The sequence below is a fragment of the Streptomyces sp. NPDC059092 genome (genome assembly GCF_042756365.1).
Lineage (GTDB): Bacteria > Actinomycetota > Actinomycetes > Streptomycetales > Streptomycetaceae > Streptomyces.
In genome coordinates this window covers 34,475-54,879 of record NZ_JBHZEJ010000035.1, presented here as the reverse complement: position 1 = coordinate 54,879, position 20,405 = coordinate 34,475, and the positions used below count along the sequence as shown (strand labels likewise).

General features: G+C 73.5%; 14 protein-coding genes. 9 read left to right on the top strand and 5 right to left on the bottom strand.

Annotated features, from left to right (window positions below; translation table 11 throughout):
- Positions 1-84: 84 nt before the first annotated feature.
- Positions 85-1,131 carry a phosphatidylinositol-specific phospholipase C domain-containing protein gene (locus ACFXPL_RS21065; protein WP_384921484.1) on the top strand — a complete coding sequence of 349 codons (1,047 nt, stop codon included), beginning with the start codon at positions 85-87 and terminating at the stop codon, positions 1,129-1,131.
- Between the two features lie 61 nt (positions 1,132-1,192).
- Here the strand turns inward: ACFXPL_RS21065 and ACFXPL_RS21060 are convergent, their stop codons facing one another.
- Positions 1,193-2,752 (bottom strand): ATP-dependent DNA ligase, encoded by a 1,560-nt coding sequence (locus ACFXPL_RS21060; RefSeq protein WP_384921481.1) that lies wholly within the window; start codon positions 2,750-2,752, stop codon positions 1,193-1,195.
- Positions 2,753-3,171: 419 nt separating this feature from the next.
- On the opposite strand from ACFXPL_RS21060, the gene ACFXPL_RS21055 reads away from it, so the two are divergent.
- The 3 genes from ACFXPL_RS21055 to ACFXPL_RS21045 all read left to right on the top strand — a co-directional run bounded on the left by ACFXPL_RS21055 (position 3,172) and on the right by ACFXPL_RS21045 (position 7,434).
- Positions 3,172-3,438, top strand: coding sequence for a hypothetical protein (locus ACFXPL_RS21055; protein WP_384921478.1), 267 nt, complete (start codon positions 3,172-3,174; stop codon positions 3,436-3,438).
- 19 nt (positions 3,439-3,457) lie between these two features.
- Entirely contained in the window at positions 3,458-5,752 is a 2,295-nt protein-coding gene (locus ACFXPL_RS21050) for a tetratricopeptide repeat protein (protein ID WP_384921475.1), read from the top strand.
- A 149-nt stretch (positions 5,753-5,901) separates the two neighbouring features.
- Positions 5,902-7,434, top strand: a complete 1,533-nt coding sequence (locus tag ACFXPL_RS21045) for a phytoene desaturase family protein (protein WP_384921472.1) — start codon at positions 5,902-5,904, stop codon at positions 7,432-7,434.
- A gap of 24 nt (positions 7,435-7,458) precedes the next feature.
- Here ACFXPL_RS21045 and ACFXPL_RS21040 read toward each other — a convergent pair whose 3' ends face one another.
- Positions 7,459-9,279, bottom strand: coding sequence for a serine hydrolase (locus ACFXPL_RS21040; protein WP_384921469.1), 1,821 nt, complete (start codon positions 9,277-9,279; stop codon positions 7,459-7,461).
- 149 nt (positions 9,280-9,428) lie between these two features.
- Here ACFXPL_RS21040 and ACFXPL_RS21035 point away from each other — a divergent pair, with 149 nt between their 5' ends.
- Positions 9,429-10,535, top strand: coding sequence for a calcium:proton antiporter (locus ACFXPL_RS21035; RefSeq protein ID WP_384921466.1), 1,107 nt, complete (start codon positions 9,429-9,431; stop codon positions 10,533-10,535).
- A 22-nt stretch (positions 10,536-10,557) separates the two neighbouring features.
- On the opposite strand, the gene paaK is transcribed toward ACFXPL_RS21035, so the two are convergent.
- Complete coding sequence (gene paaK, locus ACFXPL_RS21030) at positions 10,558-11,853, bottom strand: phenylacetate--CoA ligase PaaK (RefSeq protein WP_384921464.1); 1,296 nt, start codon at positions 11,851-11,853, stop codon at positions 10,558-10,560.
- 369 nt (positions 11,854-12,222) lie between these two features.
- Between paaK and ACFXPL_RS21025 the strand changes: the two genes are divergently transcribed.
- From ACFXPL_RS21025 to ACFXPL_RS21010, 4 genes are all read left to right on the top strand, one after another.
- Positions 12,223-12,465 carry a DUF397 domain-containing protein gene (locus tag ACFXPL_RS21025; RefSeq protein ID WP_384921461.1) on the top strand — a complete coding sequence of 81 codons (243 nt, stop codon included), beginning with the start codon at positions 12,223-12,225 and terminating at the stop codon, positions 12,463-12,465.
- A 104-nt stretch (positions 12,466-12,569) separates the two neighbouring features.
- A complete protein-coding gene (locus ACFXPL_RS21020) occupies positions 12,570-13,070 on the top strand; it encodes a hypothetical protein (protein WP_384921458.1) in 501 nt (166 codons plus the stop codon).
- A gap of 103 nt (positions 13,071-13,173) precedes the next feature.
- Positions 13,174-15,528, top strand: coding sequence for a glycoside hydrolase N-terminal domain-containing protein (locus ACFXPL_RS21015; protein WP_384921455.1), 2,355 nt, complete (start codon positions 13,174-13,176; stop codon positions 15,526-15,528).
- Positions 15,529-15,627: 99 nt separating this feature from the next.
- Positions 15,628-16,737, top strand: coding sequence for a chemotaxis protein (locus tag ACFXPL_RS21010; protein ID WP_384921452.1), 1,110 nt, complete (start codon positions 15,628-15,630; stop codon positions 16,735-16,737).
- A gap of 104 nt (positions 16,738-16,841) precedes the next feature.
- On the opposite strand, the gene ACFXPL_RS21005 is transcribed toward ACFXPL_RS21010, so the two are convergent.
- Complete coding sequence (locus ACFXPL_RS21005; RefSeq protein ID WP_384921449.1) at positions 16,842-18,821, bottom strand: N-acetylmuramoyl-L-alanine amidase; 1,980 nt, start codon at positions 18,819-18,821, stop codon at positions 16,842-16,844.
- A 288-nt stretch (positions 18,822-19,109) separates the two neighbouring features.
- A complete protein-coding gene (locus ACFXPL_RS21000) occupies positions 19,110-20,234 on the bottom strand; it encodes an aminoglycoside phosphotransferase family protein (RefSeq protein WP_384921446.1) in 1,125 nt (374 codons plus the stop codon).
- Positions 20,235-20,405 lie beyond the last annotated feature (171 nt).

Here is a 20,405-nt window from a genome sequence, read left to right as displayed (position 1 = left end):
TCCTCCCGCTTGTCACCGAACTCCCTTACGCTGCCTCTCTGTTGACATGCCCAAGACATGCATGCCGAGAGGAACCCAAGGGATATGGCAAAGCTTCTTCGTACGACCCTGGTGGCCGGCGCCGCCGCCGTGCTCGCCCTCGTCACCACCCCGGCCGGGGCCGCCGACACCGGCCAGTTGCCCTACCCCTCCGGCACCGGGGTCGGTGTCCACAACGCGTACGAGAAGGCCACCTTCCCCTACTTCGCCGACGCCCTGGACTCCGGCGCCGGGATGCTCGAACTCGACGTCTGGACCAATGTGTACGGCGCCTCCTGGCGCGTGTCGCACTCCAACCCGATCGGCAACGACAACAACTGCGTCAACGCGGCGAGCGCCGCCGAACTGCGCACCAAGACGCGTAACCGCGATCTGCCAGGCTGCCTCGCCGACATCAAGGTCTGGCACGACGCCAACCCGGGCCACCGCCCCGTCGTGCTCAAGCTGGAGATGAAGGACGGATTCCAGGGCCAGGGCGGCCGTGGCCCCGCCGCCCTCGACGCGCTGCTGACCGCCAAGCTGGGCGACGCGCTCTACCGCCCCGCCGATCTGGCCGGTGGCCACGCCGACCTCGACCAGGCGGCCCAGGCCGGCGCCTGGCCGACGCGCGCGCAGCTCGCGGGCAAGTTCATCGTCGAACTCATCCCGGGCACGGTGGAGGAGCAGAACCCGCTCGACACCCTGTGGACCGACCGGGAGTACGCCATTTACCTGCGCGACCTCAAGGCGGCCGGCCGGCTGGGCGAGGCCTCGGCCTTCCCCGCCGTTCACAAGGCCGCGGCCGGTGATCCCCGTACCCGGTACACGGACGCCACGCTCAGGCCCTGGTTCGTCTTCTTCGACGGCGACGCCGCCGCGTACGCGGCCGGCACCATCGACACCGCCTGGTACGCCCAGCGGAACTACTTCCTGCTGATGACCGACGCGCACAACGTGGCGCCCGCCATCGACGGCGCCAACCCCACCGAGCAGCAGGCCCGCGACCGGCTGGTGCTGCTCGCGCAGCGGAACGCGAGCCTGATCTCGGCGGACTGGCACGCGCTGCCGACCGTCCTCGCGTCGGTGGTCCCGCGCGCCACGACGGCCCCGTAACCGGCACCGCCTCCCGGGACGGCGCCTCCGGGGCGTGCGCCTCCCGGGACGGCGCGGACGCTCAGTCCGGCCGCTGCGGGGCCCGGCCGTGGGCCGCCAGTACCGTCCCGACCGCGTCCGCCTCCTCCGCCGTCTTGTCCTCGCGGTAGCGCACCACCCGCGCGAAGCGCAGCGTCACCCCCGCCGGATAGCGGGACGACCGCTGAAGCCCGTCGTACGCGATCTCGACGACCAGTTCGGGACGTACGGTCACGGTGAAGCCGTCGTCCCGCAGCGCCAGTTCCCGCAGCCGGCCCGTCTGCCACTCCAGCATCACGTCCGTCAGCCCCTTGAACGTCTTGCCGAGCATCACGAACGAGCCGTCCTCCCGCCGCGCGCCGAGATGCAGATTCGAGAGCCGTCCGGTCCGCCGGCCATGACCCCACTCGGCGGCCAGCACCACCAGATCCAGGGTGTGCACCGGCTTCACCTTCAGCCAGCCGGCGCCCCTGCGGCCCGCGCTGTACGGCGTGTCGAGCGCCTTCACCACCACCCCCTCGTGCCCCCGGTCCAGGGTCTCCCGGAGGAACGCCTCCCCGGCCCCGGGATCGGCGGGAGCCCCCGGACCGGCCGGGACGACGAGCCGCCGTACCCGCATCGGCTCGGGCACCAGCCGCGCCAGCACCTCGTGCCGGTCCGCGCACGGCAGATCGAGCAGATCCTCCCCGTCGGCCGCGAGGACGTCGAAGAAGACCGGCGACAGCGGCACGGCCGTCGCGGCCGACGAGACGTCCGTACGCGACCCGACCCGCCCCGCGACCTCCTGGAACGGCCTCGGCCTGCCCCGCTCGTCCAGCGCGATCACCTCCCCGTCCAGCACGAACCGGTCGCCGCCCAGCCCCAGCGCCGCCGCGGTCACCTCCGGCAGCCGCCCGGTGATCTCGTCGAGGGTGCGCGTGAAGACCCGTACCGTGGCCCCGTCCCGGTGCACCTGCACCCGGATCCCGTCCAGTTTCTCCTCCACCACGCACTCCCCGAGCCGCTCGACCGCCTCCGCCACGCTCGTGGCGCTCTGCGCGAGCATCGGCAGGACGGGACGGCCCACCGTCAGCAGGAACTCCTCCAGTACGTGCGGACCCTCCGCCAGCAGCCGCTCGGCCACCGGCAGCAGCGACCCCGCCAGCATCACCGCCCGCCGTACGGCCGCCGAGGAGGCGCCCGACGTCTGCGCGAGCGCCTCGACCGCGACCGCCTCCAGCGCGCCCTGACGCACCTCCCCGGAGATCAGCCCCACCAGGAACCGCTGCTCCTCCCCGGTGGCCGCCCCCAGCAACTCCCGCACCAGCCGCCGACGCTCACCCTGCGCCCCGGCCCCCGAGACGGCCGCGAGCGCGCTGAACACGGCGTCGGTGCCGTGCACGGTCAGCGAGGCCCGGTCCGCGGGCGGCGGCGGGTCCTTCAGCGCGTTCCAGCCGACCCCGATCCGCCCCTGGGGCAGCCGCCCCGCCAGATAGGGGATGACGACGGGCACGTCCCGCGGCCCGGCCGACCGGAAGACACCGGCCAGCAGGGAGATCTTCCGGGTCCGTGCCGAGCTTTCGGCGACCTCCCGGGAGACACGGGCCAGCGGTGCCAGCAGCATGCTGCCATCGTGCAACGCCGGACGCGGCTCCGCCCGTCAGGAGCGGTCCGTGCCCCCGGCGTACCTGCGCGACCGTGACGTACGTACGCCACGGTCACGTACGTACGCGACGCCCGCACCCGGCGCTGGGCTCTGTCTGACGAATAGCGCCGTCCGCCCGTAGGGCGGGGCGCGGGGCGTCCGGTGCGCTGCACTCGCTCCTCTCGGCGCACTGAATTGCCCTTCGGATGCCGAGCGCGATCGCAAGGCGGAGGATCGGCGCTCTCGACGACCCGGACGTACGTGGACGACTCCGACAACGCGGCGAGCGTGCGTGCCAGGCGTCGCGTGCCAGGCGGGATGTGTCAGACAGAGCCTCCAGGGCGTGCCGCGGGCCGACCACCGGGGCGGCGGCGGTACGGGCAGGGGAGGCAGGGGCCATGAAGAAGACAGCGGCGGCGGGGACGGCGGGTCCGGCCCCGGCGGCCGGTCCCGGGCTGTCACCCGGCCCGGACACCGTCACCCACCGGCTCCTCGCCGCCGGCGACCTGCTGCGCCGCGGCCCTGGCCGGGCCCGCGGAAAGCCGCCGCCGCGCCACATCGAGCGCGCGACGGCGCGGCTCGGCCCCGACACGTGTCCCGCCCCGTACACACTCCAGGCCAGGGCCGCCATACTGGACGGGCCGGGGAGGGCGCAGCGAGGGTGATGGGGGGCCACGGCACGCGATGGCGGACAGCATGCTGATCCAGGGCCGCTACCGGCTGCTCGATCTCATCGGGCGCGGTGGGATGGGCGAGGTCTGGCGGGCACGCGACGAGTCGCTCGGCCGGCAGGTCGCCGTCAAGTGCCTCAAACCGCTCGGCCCGCAGCGCGACGACTCCTTCACCCGGATCATGCGCGAGCGGTTCCGCCGCGAGGCCCGGGTCGCGGCGGCCCTCCAGCACCGCGGCGTCACCGTCGTCCACGACTTCGGCGAGTACGACGGGGTCCTCTACCTCGTCATGGAACTGCTGGAGGGACGCAACCTCAGCCAGCTCCTGGAGGACCACGGGAACCTGCTCCCGGTGCCCGACGTCGTCGACATCGCCGAGCAGGTCGCCGACGCCCTCGCGTACACCCACGAACAGGGCATCGTCCACCGCGACCTGAAGCCCGCCAACATCATGCGGCTCACCAGCGGCGCCGTGAAGATCTGTGACTTCGGCATCGCGCGCCTCGGCCACGACATCGGCTTCACCTCGCGTCTCACCGGTACGGGCATCGCGATGGGGACCCCGCACTACATGTCGCCCGAGCAGATCGGCGGCGGATCCGTCGACCACCGCAGCGATCTCTACTCGCTCGGCTGCGTGCTGTACGAGATCGCCACCGGCGCCCCGCCGTTCGACCTGGCGGACGCCTGGTCGGTGCTGGTCGGCCACCGCGACACCATCCCCGAGGCGCCCAGCGGCCACCGCTCCGAGCTGCCCGCGTTCTTCGACGGGATCGTCCTCGACCTGCTGGCCAAGACCCCCGAGGAGCGCCCCGCCGACGCGGGCGTCCTCCGGCGCAGGATCAGCGAGGCCCGCGCCGGCACGGGACTCGGCGGCGGCCTCGGCACGCTCGCGGGCGGCTACGGCCGTCCGGCGCTCGGCGGCCCCGGCGCGGGGACGGCCGCGTACTCCGTCGGCGGCTACGGGGCGGGGCGCCCCGACGGCGCGCCCCTGCCGTCCTGGAGCCGCTCCATGACCACGGGGCACAAGGCGATCGGCCTGGCCGACCCGCGGCCCACCCCGCCCGACCGCACCGCCGGGCTGACCGGCGAGTGGACCACCCCGGTCGACCCGCGTGCCGGGCTCCCCCGGCCGCTCGCCTCGGGACGGCCCACCCCGTCGCCCGACCAGCTCGCCGTCCTGACCAGCAGACACAACGCCGGTCTCAGCCTCGGCCGGCTCGGCCGCTGGGAGGAGGCGGGCGAGGTGCACCGCGCGGTCGCCGCCGAGCGCGAACACGCGCTCGGCCCGGACCACCCGGACACCCTCGGCAGCCGCTACGAGGTCGGCTTCACCCTCAGCAGGACCGGACGTACGGCGGACGCGCTGCGCGAGTTCACCCGCGTCGCGGAGGGCCGCGAGCGGGTCTTCGGCCCCGACCACCCGGAAACGCTCGCCGCGCGTCAGGAGACGGCGTACGTACTCGGCCAGCTCGGCCGGCACTTCGAGGCCCACGAGGTCTTCGCCGCGGTCCTCGCCTCCCGGGAACGCACCATGGGCCCCGACCACGCGGACACCCTGCGCTGCCGCCACAACCTCGCCTACAACCTCGGCAGGCTGGGCCGTCTCGACGACGCCCACCGGCTCGCGGGCGAGGTGGCCGCCGCGCGCGCCAGGGTGCTCGGCCCCGACCACCCCGACACCCTGATCAGCCGGTACGAGGTGGCGTACGCGCTCGGTCAGCTCGGCCGCTGGCCCGAGGCGCTGACCGCCTACCGCGAGGTCGCCGCCGCCCGCGCCGAATCCCTCGGCGCGGACCACCCCGACACCCTCGCCGCCCGCTACGAGGTCGGCATCAGCCTCGGGCGGCTCGGCGAGAGCACGGAGGCGCTGGAGCTGTACCGCGCGCTGGTGGAGGACCGTACCCGGATCCAGGGCGCGCGCCACCCCGAGACGCTGCGCGCCCGGCACGGCTTCTGCGTCAACCTGGGGCGCCTGTCCCGCTGGGAGGAAGCGCTCACGGAGTCCCGTGACGTCTGCGCGGTCCGCGAGAGCGTCCTGGGCACCGACCACCCCGACACCCTCGTCAGCCGCCGGGAGATCGCCGTCGGCCTGGGCTGGCTCGGCCGCTGGTCCGACGCACTCTCCGTCTACCGTCAGGTCGCCGACACCCGCGACCGGGTGCTCGGCGCCACCCACCCCGACGCACTCGCCAGCCGCAACGACGAGGCGCACTGCCTGGAACAGCTCGGCAGGGGAGCGGAGGCGGTGCAGCTCTACCGGCAGGTGGCGGCGCTCCGCCAGCAGCACGGCGCGCGCGGATACTGACCGCGCGCGCCGCCCCGCGCCCTGGCCCGGCGCGCGGGCCCGTCGCCCCGCGCCCTGGCCCGGCGCGCCGCCCGTCGCCCCGCGGCTTTCGGGTACACCGCTTCGGCGCCCGGTCTGGCCCCGAGATCATCCGCGTGTTACCAAGGGCCATGCCCGCACACGCCTCGTACGACGCCGTCATCGTGGGCGGCGGCCACAACGGACTGGTCGCCGCCGCCTACCTCGCCCGCGCCGGACGCTCCGTCCTCGTCCTCGAACGGCTCGGCGCCACCGGAGGCGCCGCCGTCTCCAGCCGCCCCTTCCCCGGGGTGGACGCCCGGCTCTCCCGCTACTCGTACCTGGTCTCCCTCCTGCCCGGCACCATCGTGCGGGAGCTGGGGCTGCGCTTCGCCGTACGCAAGCGCACCGTCTCCTCGTACACCCCCCTGGGCGACGGCGGACTGCTGGTCGGCGCGGGGCGTACGCGGGACTCCTTCGCCGCGCTGACCGGCTCGGACGCGGAGTACGCGGCGTGGCGGGAGTTCTACGCGACGACGGCGCGCGTCGCCGGACGGATCTTCCCCACCCTCATGGAACCGTTGCCCACCCGGGCCGCGCTGCGCGACCGGATCGGCGACGAGAAGGCCTGGCGGATGCTGTTCGAGGAGCCGATCGGCGCGGCGATCGAGGAACGGTTCGACCACGACCTCGTCCGGGGCGTGGTCCTCACCGACGCGCTCATCGGCACCTTCGCCGACGCCCACGATCCCTCACTCGTACAGAACCGCTGCTTCCTCTACCACGTGATCGGCGGCGGGACCGGCGACTGGGACGTCCCCGTGGGCGGCATGGGCGCGCTCACCGACGCGCTGGCCGACGCCGCGCGGGCGGCGGGCGCGGAGATCGCCACCGGGCACGAGGTGAGTGCCGTCGAGACCGACGGAACGCATGCCGAGGTCGCCTACCGGACGGGCGACGCGGACGGAGTGGTGGCGGCCCGTCAGGTCCTCGTCAACGCCTCTCCCCAGGCCCTCGCGGCCCTCCTCGGCGAGGAGCCGCCGGCCGCCGCCGAGGGCGCCCAGCTCAAGGTCAACATGGTGCTGCGCCGGCTGCCGGAGCTGCGCGACCGGTCCGTCGACCCCCGGGAGGCGTTCGCCGGCACGTTCCATGTCGCGGAGGGGTACGGTCAGTTGGCCACGGCGTACGAACAGGCGGCGGCCGGCGTCCTGCCCGGCGCCCCGCCGTCGGAGATCTACTGCCACACCCTCACCGACCCGTCGATCCTCGGACCGGAACCGGCCGCGCGGGGCTACCAGACCCTGACCCTGTTCGGACTCCACACGCCCGCACGGCTCTTCGCGCAGGACAACGACGCGGCGCGCGCGGAACTGCTCACGGCGACGCTCGCCCAGCTCGACGAGCGGCTGGCGGAACCGATCGCCGGCTGTCTCGCCCTCGACGAGGACGGCCGCCCCTGCATCGAGGCGAAGACACCGCTCGACCTCGAACGCGAACTGCGGCTGCCCGGTGGCCACATCTTCCACCGCGACCTCGCCTTCCCGTACGAGGACGGCTCCTCGGGCCGCTGGGGCGTGGCCACGGCGCACGCGAACGTCCTGCTGTGCGGCGCGGGCGCGGTGCGTGGCGGCGGGGTCAGCGGGGTGGCCGGCCACAACGCGGCGATGGCGGCCCTGGGCCGGTAGCCGACGGTGCCGGGGGCACGGGTGTCAGTCCGCCGAGGGCGCCCAGCCGGCCGCCGTGATCCGTGCCGCGTCCCGGGCGCGCGTCTCGTCGAAGAGCGTACGGCCGCCGTCCTCGACCCGCAGTCCGCTGACGTACACGCCCCGCCCCACGTACAGCCGGTCCGTCGTGTACCGCCAGCGCACCACGGTCTCGCGTCCCCGCCACTCCGTGAGTTCCGCGGTCACCCGGTGCCAGACCCGCCCCGACCAGCCCGTCACCGAGCCCACCGGGCGCTCCCGCGGCTCCTGCCCCGCCGCCAGGGTGGTGAAGGGCACCGGCCGCCAGCTCACCCCGCCGTCCCCGGACGCCTCCAGGAACAGGGCGTCCGCCTCCGGTTCGGTGTCCCACCACACGGAGCAGCGCAGCCGCCCGCGGCCGGAGGCCGGGGTGAGCGTGGGCAGGGTGAGCGTGGCCGTCGTCGCGTTCGCCATCCCGCCGAACCAGGCGGTACGGCGCCGGGCCGGGCCGACCGCCACGGCGCGCGCCATCCGGTCGGCGGTGGCCACGCGCGGCGCGCTGCCCGAGCGCCAGTTCCGTACCGGGTGGACGGAGTTGCCGAGCACGATCAGGAACGAGTCCGTCGTCGGGTCGAGGATGAGGCTGGTGCCGGTGAACCCGGTGTGGCCCGCCGTGGCCGGCGTGGCCATCGCCCCCATGTACCAGTGCTGGTACAGCTCGAACCCCAGCCCGTGGGCGTCGCCGGGGAAGGCCGGGTTGAAGTCGGTGAACATCAGCTCCACCGACTCGGGACGCAGGATCCTCGCCCGTCCGTAGGCACCGCCGTCGAGGAGCGTACGGGCGAGGACCGCCAGGTCCCAGGCGTCGGAGAAGACCCCGGCGTGGCCCGCGACACCGCCGAGGCTGTACGCGTTCTCGTCGTGCACCTCGCCCCACACCAGCCCGCGGTCCAGCCCCGACCACGGTGGGCGCGCGTCCTCGGTGGCGGCGACGCCGGGCCGCCAGGACGCGGGCGGGTTGTAGCGCGTGCGGCGCATCCCGAGCGGAGCGGTGATCTCGGTACGGAGCAGTGCGTCCAGGGGGTGGCCGGTGATCCGCTCCAGGACGAGCTGGAGCGAGATCAGGTTGAGGTCCGAGTACCGGTACACCGTGCCGGGCGGGTCCGTGGGCACCTCGTCCCACAGGAGCTGGAGCTTTCCCTCGCGGGTCGGCGCCGTGTAGAGCGGGATCCACGCGCGGAGACCTGAGGTGTGCGTCAGCAGGTGGCGCACCGTGATGTCCCTCTTGCCCGCGGCTCGCGCGGCGTCCGCGCCCGCGAACTCCGGAAGGTACGCGACGACGGGCCGCTCCAGCTCCAGCGCGCCGCGCTCGATCTGCTGGACGGCGAGGATCGAGGTGAAGAGCTTGGAGACCGAGGCGAGGTCGAAGACCGTGTCCTCGGCCATCGCGATCCGCCGCCCGGCGGGCAGCTCCACCCCCGCGCCGGTCGTCTCGTCGTACGCCGAGTAGCGCACGGCGTGGCCGATCGGCCGGTGCAGGGCGACCGTCGCGCCGCGCCCCGCGAGCAGCACGGCGCCCGCGTACCAGGGATGGACGGGGGAGGGGCCGAGGAACGTCTCGGCGGCGGCGACCAGCCCGTCCAGCTCCCGCTGGATCAGCCCGGCCCGCTCGGCGGAGCCGCGGCGCAGCGTACGGCCGGCCGGTCCGGAACCGTGCGGGGAGGCCGTACGCGCGAAGGCGCTGTCGGCGAAGGGCACCGGCGCCACCGCGAACGCCCCGCCGAGGGCCAGCACCCCACCGCCCAGCCTGCGCCGGCTGATCCCACCGCCGGCCGCTTCCTCCGCCATGGAAAGGCCCTCCCCTGAAAGTGTCTTCCGAGATCCGGATCGAGTGCTGAAACTTTCTTGCGGGCCGCCGCAGGTGTCAACCCTCCGGGGCCGGGTGGCTCCGCGCGGTCACCGAGCGGACCCGTGCCACCTCTGGCAGCGTGTGGCGCATGAGTACGAGCATCGGCGTCCGGTCCCTGATCTCCCGGTGGACCGTGGTGGTGCCGCTGCTCGCGGTGGTCGCCCTCGTGCTGAGCTGGGGGCGCAGCCTCCCGGGGTTCGCGGTCGGCCTGGTCGCCCTCTGTCTCGCGGGGGCGGTGCTCGCGGCGGTGCACCACGCCGAGGTCGTCGCCCACCGGGTGGGGGAGCCGTTCGGATCGCTCGTCCTCGCGGTCGCCGTCACCGTCATCGAAGTGGCGCTCATCGTCACCCTGATGGTCGACGGCGGCGGCAAGAGCGCCACCCTCGCCCGTGACACCGTCTTCGCCGCCGTCATGATCACCTGCAACGGCATCCTCGGCCTGTGCCTGCTCGTCGGCGCCCTGCGCAGCCGGGTCGCCGTCTTCAACCCCGAGGGCACCGGCACCGCGCTGGCCACCGTCGCGACCCTGGCCACCCTCACCCTCGTCCTGCCGACGTTCACCACCAGCAAGCCGGGGCCGCAGTTCTCGCCGGCGCAGCTCGGGTTCGCCGCCGTCGCCTCGCTCGTCCTGTACGGGCTGTTCGTCGCCGTGCAGACCGTGCGTCACCGTGACTACTTCCTTCCCGTCACCCAGGAGGGCGACGTGCAGGAGGAGGACGCGCACGCCCCGCTGCCCAGCCGCCGAGCGACCACCTTGAGTCTGGTGATGCTGGTGGTGGCGCTGATCGCCGTCGTCGGGGACGCCAAGGCCGTGTCACCCACCATCGAGTCGGGCGTCGAGTCGGCGGGGCTGCCGCAGGCCGTGGTGGGCGTCGTCATCGCCCTGCTGGTGCTGCTGCCGGAGACCCTCGCCGCTGTCAGGGCCGCCCGCCGCGAGCGGGTCCAGACCAGCCTCAACCTGGCCCTGGGTTCGGCCATGGCGAGCATCGGGCTGACGATCCCGGCCATCGCGCTCGCCATGATCTGGCTGGAGGGCCCGCTCGTCCTCGGGCTGACCGCCACCCATATGGTGCTGCTCGTCCTCACCGTGGTGGTGGGCGCGCTGACGGTGGCGCCCGGCCGGGCCACCCTGTTGCAGGGCGGGGTCCATCTCGGGATCTTCACCGCGTTCGTGTTCCTCGCCATCAGCCCCTGACGCCCCGCCACGGGGCGTGCGGTCACGTCGCGCGGAGGCCGCGCAGGTCGACGATTCGCTTGATCTTGCCCACCGAACGCTCCAGGGTCTCCGGATCGACCACCTCGACCGACACGGACACCCCCACCCCGTCCTTGACGGCCGCCGTGATCGTCCGCGCCGCCTCCGCGCGCTGCTCCGGTGTGGCCGCCGCCCGCGCCTCCGCCCGTACGGTCAGCGTGTCCAGCCGTCCCTCGCGGGCCAGCCGGAGCTGGAAGTGCGGGGCGATCCCCGGGGTGCGCAGCACGATCTCCTCGATCTGGGTGGGGAAGAGGTTGACCCCGCGCAGGATCACCAGGTCGTCGGTCCTGCCGGTCACCTTCTCCATCCGGCGGAAGACCCGGGCCGTGCCGGGCAGCAGCCGGGTGAGATCCCGGGTGCGGTAGCGGATCACCGGCATCGCCTCCTTGGTCAGCGAGGTGAAGACCAGTTCGCCCTCCTCGCCGTCCGGCAGCGCCTCACCGGTGAGCGGATCGACGACCTCCGGATAGAAGTGGTCCTCCCAGACGGTGAGCCCGTCCTTGGTCTCCAGACATTCCTGCGACACCCCCGGGCCCATCACCTCCGAGAGCCCGTAGATGTCGACCGCGTCGATCGCGAACCGCTCCTCGATCTCCCGCCGCATCTCCTCCGTCCAAGGCTCGGCGCCGAAGATCCCCACCTTCAGCGAGGTGGCGCGCGGGTCGACGCCCTGACGCTCGAACTCGTCCAGCAGCGTGAGCATGTACGACGGGGTCACCATGATGATCTCGGGCCGGAAGTCCTGGATCAGCCGGACCTGACGCGCGGTCATGCCCCCGGAGGCGGGCACCACCGTGCAGCCGAGCCGCTCCGCCCCGTAGTGCGCGCCGAGCCCGCCGGTGAACAGGCCGTAGCCGTAGGCCACATGGACCGTGTGCCCGGGGCGCCCGCCGGCCGCCCGGATCGAGCGGGCCACCACGTCGGCCCAGATGTCCAGGTCCCGCTGGGTGTACCCGACGACGGTCGGCAGCCCCGTCGTACCGCTGGACGCGTGCAGCCGCCGTACCTCGGTCCGGTCCACGGCGAACATCCCGAACGGATAGTTGTCCCGCAGATCGGACTTGGTGGTGAACGGGAAGCGGGCCAGATCCGCGAGCGAACGGCAGTCGTCGGGGCGCAGCCCGGCCCGGTCGAAGGAGCGCCGGTAGAAGTCCACGTTCTCGTACGCGTGGCGCAGCGTGGACCGCAGCCGTTCCAGTTGCAGTACGGCCAGCTCCTCGCGGCTGAGCCGTTCCGCCGCGTCCAGCAGAGGGGTCATGGCGCTCTCCCTGATCCGACCGGACGCACCGGCGACCCGGTCAGCCGGGCGACCGATCATTCGGTTGATCGTCCCGGAGCCAGTAACGCAGGAGCGTCCCACGAGCGTCAAGAGACACGGCTCCGTACGGTCGCGGACTTCCTGGACCCCGCCGTGCGCGGCGGAGGCGGGCCGCGTGCGAGCGGCCTGACGCGCGGCGGAACACCGGTCCGCGTCCCCGGGCCGGGACGCGGGCCCCGGGCACACGCTGCCCGAGCGCATGTCGCGGCGGCGGCCCGTGCCCGTCCCGGGTCCCTCCGGTGCGGTCTGTCCCCGGAGCGCCGGTGGTGGATAGTCTGGCCCGGGACGACGCAGCGGGAGGAGCAGGACGTGGCTGAGAGCACCACCACCCAGAAGCCGCTTTCGGGCTGGGACAAGCCGGAGCTCGATCTGAGCGGCGCGGACTGGCAGTCGGGCAGCCGGGGCGCGGGCGATGTACAGATCGCCTTTGTCGAGGGCTTCATCGCCATGCGCAACAGCGGTCGGCCGGAGAGCCCCTCACTGATCTTCAGCCCGGCCGAGTGGCGGGCCTTCGTGGTCAACGCGCGCGACGGGGAGTTCGACCTCACGTGAGGTGACCCCCGCCGGCCCCGCCCGCCGGCCCGGAGCCGTCCGGGCCCGCGTTTCGGGGCCTCACCCGGCTCCTGAGCGGTGGCGCGAACCCGTACCATGGTGGGATGTCCTTTCTCCGCCGCCGCAGCGCCGCCACACCCGCGGGCCCGGACTTCGACGTCCTGGCCATGGACCCGGGTGACTGGCCCGGCAATCTGGGCGCCGGTCTGCTGCCCGCCCCCGACGGAAGCTGCCAGGGGGTCTTCCTCCGGTACGACCTGTTCGGCGGCCGCGGGCCCGCGATGATCATCGGAAATCTCCCTGCGGGCTCCCCGGCCCGCGAGCTGGGGGAGGGGCAGATCCCCTTCGAGGTGGCGCAACTCCTGCTCGCGCTGGAGAACGACGAGCCGGTCGACGTCATCGGCGCCGAGGACATGCCGGTGATGCAGGGGGACAACCTGCTGATCGTCCGCAGGCTCAAGCTCTCGGAAAGCCGGATCTCCTGCGTGCAGTTCGACCGCAGCGACAACGTCCTCGTCACCATCGCGAGCTGGGACCGGCCGATCACCGACGACCTCTACGCCCTGCTCAAGCCCCTGCCCGCCGAGCTCTTCCAGCAGGGCTGACCCCGGGGAGACCGTCCACTTCACGCCATGCGTGAGGTGGACCGTCCGCTCTCTTGCCGGATGAGTCATCGGACTTTTACCGTGACTGACCATGACTCCCGGGATGAGCCGCAGAACCACGATCGCCTCCGCCCTCGGTGCAACAGGGGCCCTGGTGTGGGGAGTTCCGGCGATGGCCGACGCGGCCTCCGGGGCCGGCCCGTCCGATGAATCCACGCTCTGGTACCGGAGCCCCGCCGCCGACTGGGAGCGCGACTCCCTGCCCATCGGCAGCGGAGCCCTCGGCGCCGGGGTGCACGGCACCCTCTCCACCGAGCGGCTCACCCTCAACGAGAAGACCCTCTGGACCGGCGGCCCGGGCACCGCGGACGGCTACGACCACGGCGACTGGACCGCGCCGCGCCCCGGCGCCCTCGCCTCCGTACAACAGCGTCTGGACAGCGAGGGACGGCTCGCCCCGGACACCGTCGCCGCCGAACTCGGCCAGGCCAGAAGCGGCTACGGCGCCTACCAGGTCCTCGGCGATCTGGACATCGCCGTACCCGGGGCGCCGGACGCCCCCGACGCCTCCTACCGCCGCTCGCTCGACATCAGGAACGCCGTCGCCGCCGTCGCCTACACCCACCAGGACACCGCGTACACCCGGGAGTTCTTCGCCTCCTTCCCCGACCGGGTGATCGCCGGACACTTCGCCGCCGACCGCCCGGGACGGACCGCCTTCACCCTGCGCTACACCTCCCCGCGCACCGACTTCACCACCACGGCGAGCGGCGACCGGCTCACCGTGCGCGGCGCGCTCCAGGACAACGGGCTGCGCTTCGAGGCCCAGATCCGCGTCCGTACCCAGGGCGGCACCGTACGCGCGGAGGCGGACGGCACGCTCACCGTCAGCGGCGCCGACCGCGCCTGGTTCGTGCTCGCCGCGGGCACCGACTACGCCGACACCGGACCCGCCCACCGGGGCGAGGACCCGCACCAGGCCGTCACCCGCACCGTCGACCACGCGGCCACGCGCCCGTACGAGGCACTGCGCGCCGCCCATGTACGGGACCACCGCGCCCTCTTCGACCGCGTCTCCCTCGACCTCGGAGGCCGCCTCCCCGACCTGCCCACCGACCAGCTCCTCGCCGGATACACCGGCGGGAGCGGACCCGCGGACCGGGCGCTCGAAACGCTCTACTTCCAGTACGGCCGCTACCTGCTCATCGCCTCGTCCCGTCCGGGATCGCCGCCCGCCAACCTCCAGGGCGTGTGGAACAACACCACCAACCCGCCCTGGTCGGCCGACTACCACGTCAACATCAACCTCCAGATGAACTACTGGCTCGCCGAGGTCACCAATCTCGCCGAGACCACCGCCCCCTACGACCGGTACGTCGAATCGCTGCGCGCCCCCGGCCGGCGCAGCGCCCGCCGGCTCTTCGGCACACCCGGCTGGGTCGTCCACAACGAGACCAACCCGTACGGGTTCACCGGGGTCCACGACTGGCCCACCGCCTTCTGGTTCCCCGAGGCCGCCGCCTGGCTCACCCAGCAGCTCTACGACCACTACCGCTTCAGCGGCTCCACCCACTACCTGCGCGCCACCGCCTACCCGGTGATGAAGGAGGCCGCCGAGTTCTGGCTCGCCAACCTCAGGACGGACCCGCGCGACGGCGCCCTCGTCGTCACCCCCAGCTACTCGCCGGAGCACGGGGACTTCACGGCGGGCGCCGCCATGTCCCAGCAGATCGTCCACGACCTGCTCACCAACACCCTGGAGGCCGCCACCACCCTCGGAGACACCCCGGCCTTCCGCACCCGGCTCCAGGACACCCTCGAACGGCTCGACCCCGGGCTGCGCGTCGGCTCCTGGGGCCAGCTCCAGGAGTGGAAGGCCGACCTGGACGACCCCACCGACGACCACCGCCACGTCTCCCACCTCTTCGCCCTCCACCCCGGCCGGCAGATCGAGGCGGGCAGCGCCTGGGCCGAGGCCGCCAAGGTCTCGCTGACCGCGCGCGGCGACGCCGGGACCGGCTGGAGCAAGGCCTGGAAGATCAACTTCTGGGCGCGGCTGCGGGACGGCGACCACGCCCGCGCCATGCTCGGCGAACAGCTCACGGGCTCCACCCTCGCCAACCTCTGGGACACTCATCCGCCGTTCCAGATCGACGGCAACTTCGGTGCCACCTCCGGCATCGCCGAGATGCTGCTCCAGAGCCACCACGGCCCGATCGAGATCCTGCCCGCCCTGCCCGCGGCCTGGCCCGAAGGCCGGGTGACCGGGCTTCGGGCGCGCGGTGGCGCCACCCTCGACATCACCTGGTCCGGCGGGCGCGCCACCCGGATCGTGCTGCGCGCGAGCCGTACGGGGGAACTGACGCTGCGCGCCACCCTGCTCCCCGGTGGGGAGCGCACCTTCCGCGCCACGGCGGGCCGGACCTACACCTTCCCCGCGCCGTCGGACCTGCCCTGACCGCGTGAGCGCCGTCCGGCGGCGGCGCACCCCCTGCGGAACCCGCCGGTATCCCGCAGGATGGACGCACGTACGGGGGCCGGTGAGCGAAGGGACAGTATGGACAGCAACGCTCTCACACCCGAGGTCCTGCGGGAGCTGCGCGCGCCGCGCCCGTACCCGGCCGTGTCCCTGACGATGCCCACGCACCGCCGCGACCGCCACAACGAGCAGGACACCGTACGGCTGCGCAACCTCCTCGCGGCGGCGGGCCACCGGCTCGACGCCGACCCCGGAGTGGACCGCAGGACGCGGACGGCCGTCATGGAGCGGCTCACCGCGGCCGTCGCCGAGATCGATCTGCGCCACGCCCTCGACGGACTGCTCGTCCTCGCCGACGCACACGAGCACCGGATCTGGTACCTCCCGCGCGAGGTGCCCGAGCGCGTCGTGCTCGCCGACACCTACCTCACCCGCAACCTCGTGGCCGCCACCGCGCAGTCCCGGCCGTACTGGGTGCTCGGCATCGCCGCCGACCGGGCCACCCTCTGGAGCGGTTCCGGCGAGTCGGTGCACGAACACCGCGCGGACGGCTTCCCGATGGCGCCCCCGGAGGAGAGCTGGGACGTCGAGCGCGAGGAACGGATCGGAAACATCCCGAGCACCTTCAGCGACGAGGAGACCCGCCGCTTCCTGCGCACCGTCGACCACGCCATGGGCACGGTCTTGGGATGCCGCCCCCGCCCCCTGCACCTGGTCGGCCTCGCCCCCGCGCTCGCCCTGCTGGCGGAGGCGGGCAACACCACCCACAAAGCCGTCGGACGGCTGGTCAAGGGCGGCCTCACGGACGGTCCCGCCCGCGTCCTGCTCAAGGAGATCGGCCCCGTGGTCGAGGAGCACGCGCGCCGTGAGAAGTCCGAGGTGCTGAACCGTCTCGACGAGGCGAAAGGGCGGCGCACCTTCGCCGCGGGGCTGGACGAGGTCTGGGAGTCGGTACGGGAGAAGCGGGCCGATCTGATCGCGCTCGAAGAGCACTACCGGCGTACGGTCCGGGTCAAGGACGGCCATCTCGTCCCCGTCGACGACGCGTCCGCCACTGAGCCCGGCGTACGCGACGACATCGTGGACGAACTGGTGGAGGGGGCGCTCGACGGCGGCGCCCAGGTGGTGTTCGTCCCGGACGGCACGCTCGCCGCGCACGACCGGATCGCCGCCGTCCTGCGCTACTGACGTGACGCGCTGCTGACGCGCTCCAGACGGAAACGTACGGACGTCACCGGCTCCCCCGTGGCCCGCGACGCCCGTACGCTCCCCGCCCCCCGTTCCGGCCGCGGTCAGTGACCCGCCGGACGCACCTCGACATCGGCCGCCTTCACGAACGCGACCCGGTGCCCGAACTGGATTTCGTAGTACTGCTCCGTGCCCCGCACCACCCGGTGGGAGGCCGGGGCGAAGGTGACCGCGTAGTAGTACTCGCCCGCCGCCTTGCCCCCGGTCACGTACCGCTGGCCGGCGAGCAGCTTGTACGGCAGCGGGGAGACCGTCTGGACCGGCACGCCCGCCGGGTACGCCGCCGCCTCCGGATAGGCCCGCCCGTACACCGGCACCTCCGCGAGCCCGGCCCTCGGCGTCAGCACCGGCGCCTTCGCGCCCACCGCCGTCGGCTTCGCGCGGGGATCGAGGAACCACGCCTTCTGGCCGAGGTACCAGATCGCCGTCCAGTCGCCCTGCCGCCCGGCCACCGCGTACTGCTGGCCCGTCGACGCGCGGGCCCCCGTGTCGTTGACGTCCGCCGTCGAGTCCTGGCCACCGGGACGCAGCCCGACGTCCTTGACCAGCGGGGCGTTCCCGTCCGGCGCCGTGCGCAGCCGGACCGCGCCCGAGCCGTGCGGGGCGCACGGCGTGCCCGCGCCCTCGCATCCGGTGTACGGTTCCCCGCCGGCCGCGTAGTCGGGCCGGATCGTCACGACGCCGGGGCGGGCGCCCCCGCTCGCCCTCAGCGGCTTGCCCAGCAGCTCGAAGTAGTGCGCCCAGTCCCAGTAGGGCCCCGGGTCGGTGTGCATCCCGGGGATCGTCGACGCGGTCGTACCGGGCACGTTGTCATGGCCCAGGATGTGCTGCCGGTCCAGCGGCACCCCGTACCTCTTCGCCAGATACGCCACCAGCCGGGCCGAGGCGCGGTACATCGACTCCGTGTACCAGGCGTCGGGAGCGGCCAGGAAGCCCTCGTGTTCGAGCCCGACCGACCTGGCGTTGACGTACCAGTTGCCCGCGTGCCAGGCGACGTCCTTGGTCGGCACGTGCTGGGCGATCAGCCCGTCGGAAGAGCGCAGCGTGTAGTGCCACGACACATACGTCGGGTCCTTGATCAGCTTGAGCGTGGTGTCCCAGGAGCCCTCGGTGTCATGGATGACGATGAAGCCGATCTTCTGGGAGTCCGGCCGGTCCGCCAGATCGTGGTTGCCGTAGTCCCCGTCGCCGAACTCCTCGTACGGCGCAGGAACCCACGCGCAGGAGACCGTACGCGGGCACTCCGTGCGCGCCCGGTCGCCCGCCCGCAGCCCGAGCCGGGCGAGCTGCCCGGTGTCCGGGGAGACCCCGGGGCGCGCGCCGAGCGCCACCCGCTGGCCGCTGTCCGTGGTGCGCCGCTCGCCCGTGCGGATCACCTCGTACACGTCACGGGCGTAGGCGGCGGCGGTAGCGGAGTCGTCCGCCCCCGAGAACCGGGCGACCGCGCCGTACCAGTCGGCGGGGTCCGCGCCGAGCGGCTCACCCAACTCCCGCTGGGCCGCTGCCAACAGGGCGGCGCCGCCCCGGACGTTGGCGGCGGGGCTCGTCCGCAACTCCTCTGCGGACAGACCGGTCAGCCGCGCCGCGCGGTCCAGGGTGCGCAGCCGCGCGGGCAGTTCGGCGGTCGCCGGCACCGCCACGCGGGCGGGCGTCGTCAGCGGGCGCGAGGTGTCGCCGCGCGAGTCCTCCCTACCGTCCGAGTGGTGCGGTGCCTCGGCGAGCGCCGTCCTGGCGTCGGTGAGGTGCATCGGACCGTAGCCGCCGGTCACACTCGGCGCGCCCCTGTGTGTGTCCCAGCGGGACTGGAGGTACGAGACCCCCAGAAGCACACTCGGCGGAACCTGGTACCGGGTGGCCGCCGCCGCGAACTCGCCCTGCAGGGAGGTGGGTCCCGGCCGCTCCGCGGTGGCGGAGGGACCGGCGGAGACGAGCGGGAGGAGCAGGGCGGCGGACGCCACGACACCGCCCGCCCGCAGCGCGCGCCCGCGGTTCGGTCTCGGTCGTGGGGGGCGAGAACCTTGCAATGCGGCCTCCAGTGACGGGTGGTGCGCTACGTCCTACCGGTCCGGTGCGTCTCCAGAGGTATCGGCTCCCGGACGATCCGTCAATCGGGCTCCACAGGAACGATTTCGCACGTCAGCATGGGTTTCGCGGAGTTTCCCGGCGGTAGCGCCCCGGCCTGCGACGCGTCAGTGGAATGTACCAATGAATGTATACGGCGGGCGGGGCGGAGGGAGGACGGGAGGAGGCCGGCCGCCGGTCCGCGGGTCGGCCCGCGGACCCTCGGAAGCCCCGAGCGGGCGGCGGGCCGGTCAGCGGGTGCCGACCGCGGCGCGCACCGCCCGCCGCGCCATCGCGCAGTCGTCGTGCAGCCTGCGCAGCAACAGCCGCTGCTCCTCGCCCGTCGGCGCGCCACCCTGCTGCGCCGCGGCGCCGGACGCGGCGGACCCCGGCGAGGGCGCCTCCCGCATCGCGCGCTGCACCGCCGTCTCGTACATCCGGATCTCCCGGGTCAGCACCAGCATCAGGTTGACGAGGAACGCGTCCCGCGCCACCGGCCCGCTGGCCGCGGCGAGCTGGCTGATCTGACGGCGCGCCGCCGGCGCGTCACCGAGCACGGACCAGAGCGTCGCCAGGTCGTACCCGGGCAGATACCAGCCCGCGTGCTCCCAGTCGACGAGCACCGGTCCCGCCGGGGACAGCAGGATGTTGGAGAGCAGCGCGTCACCGTGACAGAACTGGCGCATGTTCTGCCGGGCGCCCGCCAGACCGTGCAGCAGCTTCTGGAGGTCGCCCAGATCCCGGTCGGTGAACAGCCCCAGCTCGTGGTAACGGGCGATCCGCGACGCGTAGTCGAGCGGCGCGCCGAACAGATCGGCCTGTGGACGCCAGGCGTTGAGCCGGGCGATCGCGCCGAGCGCGGCCCGTACGTCCGCTCGCGGCGGCGCCTCCGTCGGGTGACGGGTCAGCGCCGCGGCGCGACCGGGCATCCGCTCGATGATCAGCGCGCAGTTCTCCGGATCCGCCGCGATGAGCCGGGGCACGCGGACCGGCGGACGGTTCCGGACGAACGAGCGATATGCCGCTATTTCGTGGCGGAACCGCTCCGTCCAGACGGGTGAGTGGTCCAGCAGGCACTTGGCGACCGCGCTGGTGCGCCCCGTGGTCCCGACGAGCAGGACGGACCGGCCGCTGCGGCGCAGTACCTGAACGGGCTTGAACTCGGGGCAGATCCGGTGCACCGCCGTGATCGCCATGCGCAGCCGCGCGCCCTGGGGGCCGGACAAGTCGAGTCTCCCGCTGAGCGTCTGGGTGACCGTCCCCGCCCTGAGCCGAGTCCGCCCCGCGTGGGTGGGGTCGAGATACGGTCCGCTGCCCGGGGTGACCGGACGCCCGGACCGGGAGGGGGCGGACACGGAGGACGATGCTGTGTACATGGGCGATACAGATCCCTTCGTGTGCCGACGAGTTACGGCGCCTTCCCGCCCCGGCAGCCGTGAGGCACCCTGGGGAGTACGTCCGGCTGCCGGGCCGGGGTGGCGCGTTCCTACTCGACACCGGCGAACGGGTGGCACACCATCTGGCGAACCCTGGCGAACCCTGGCGAA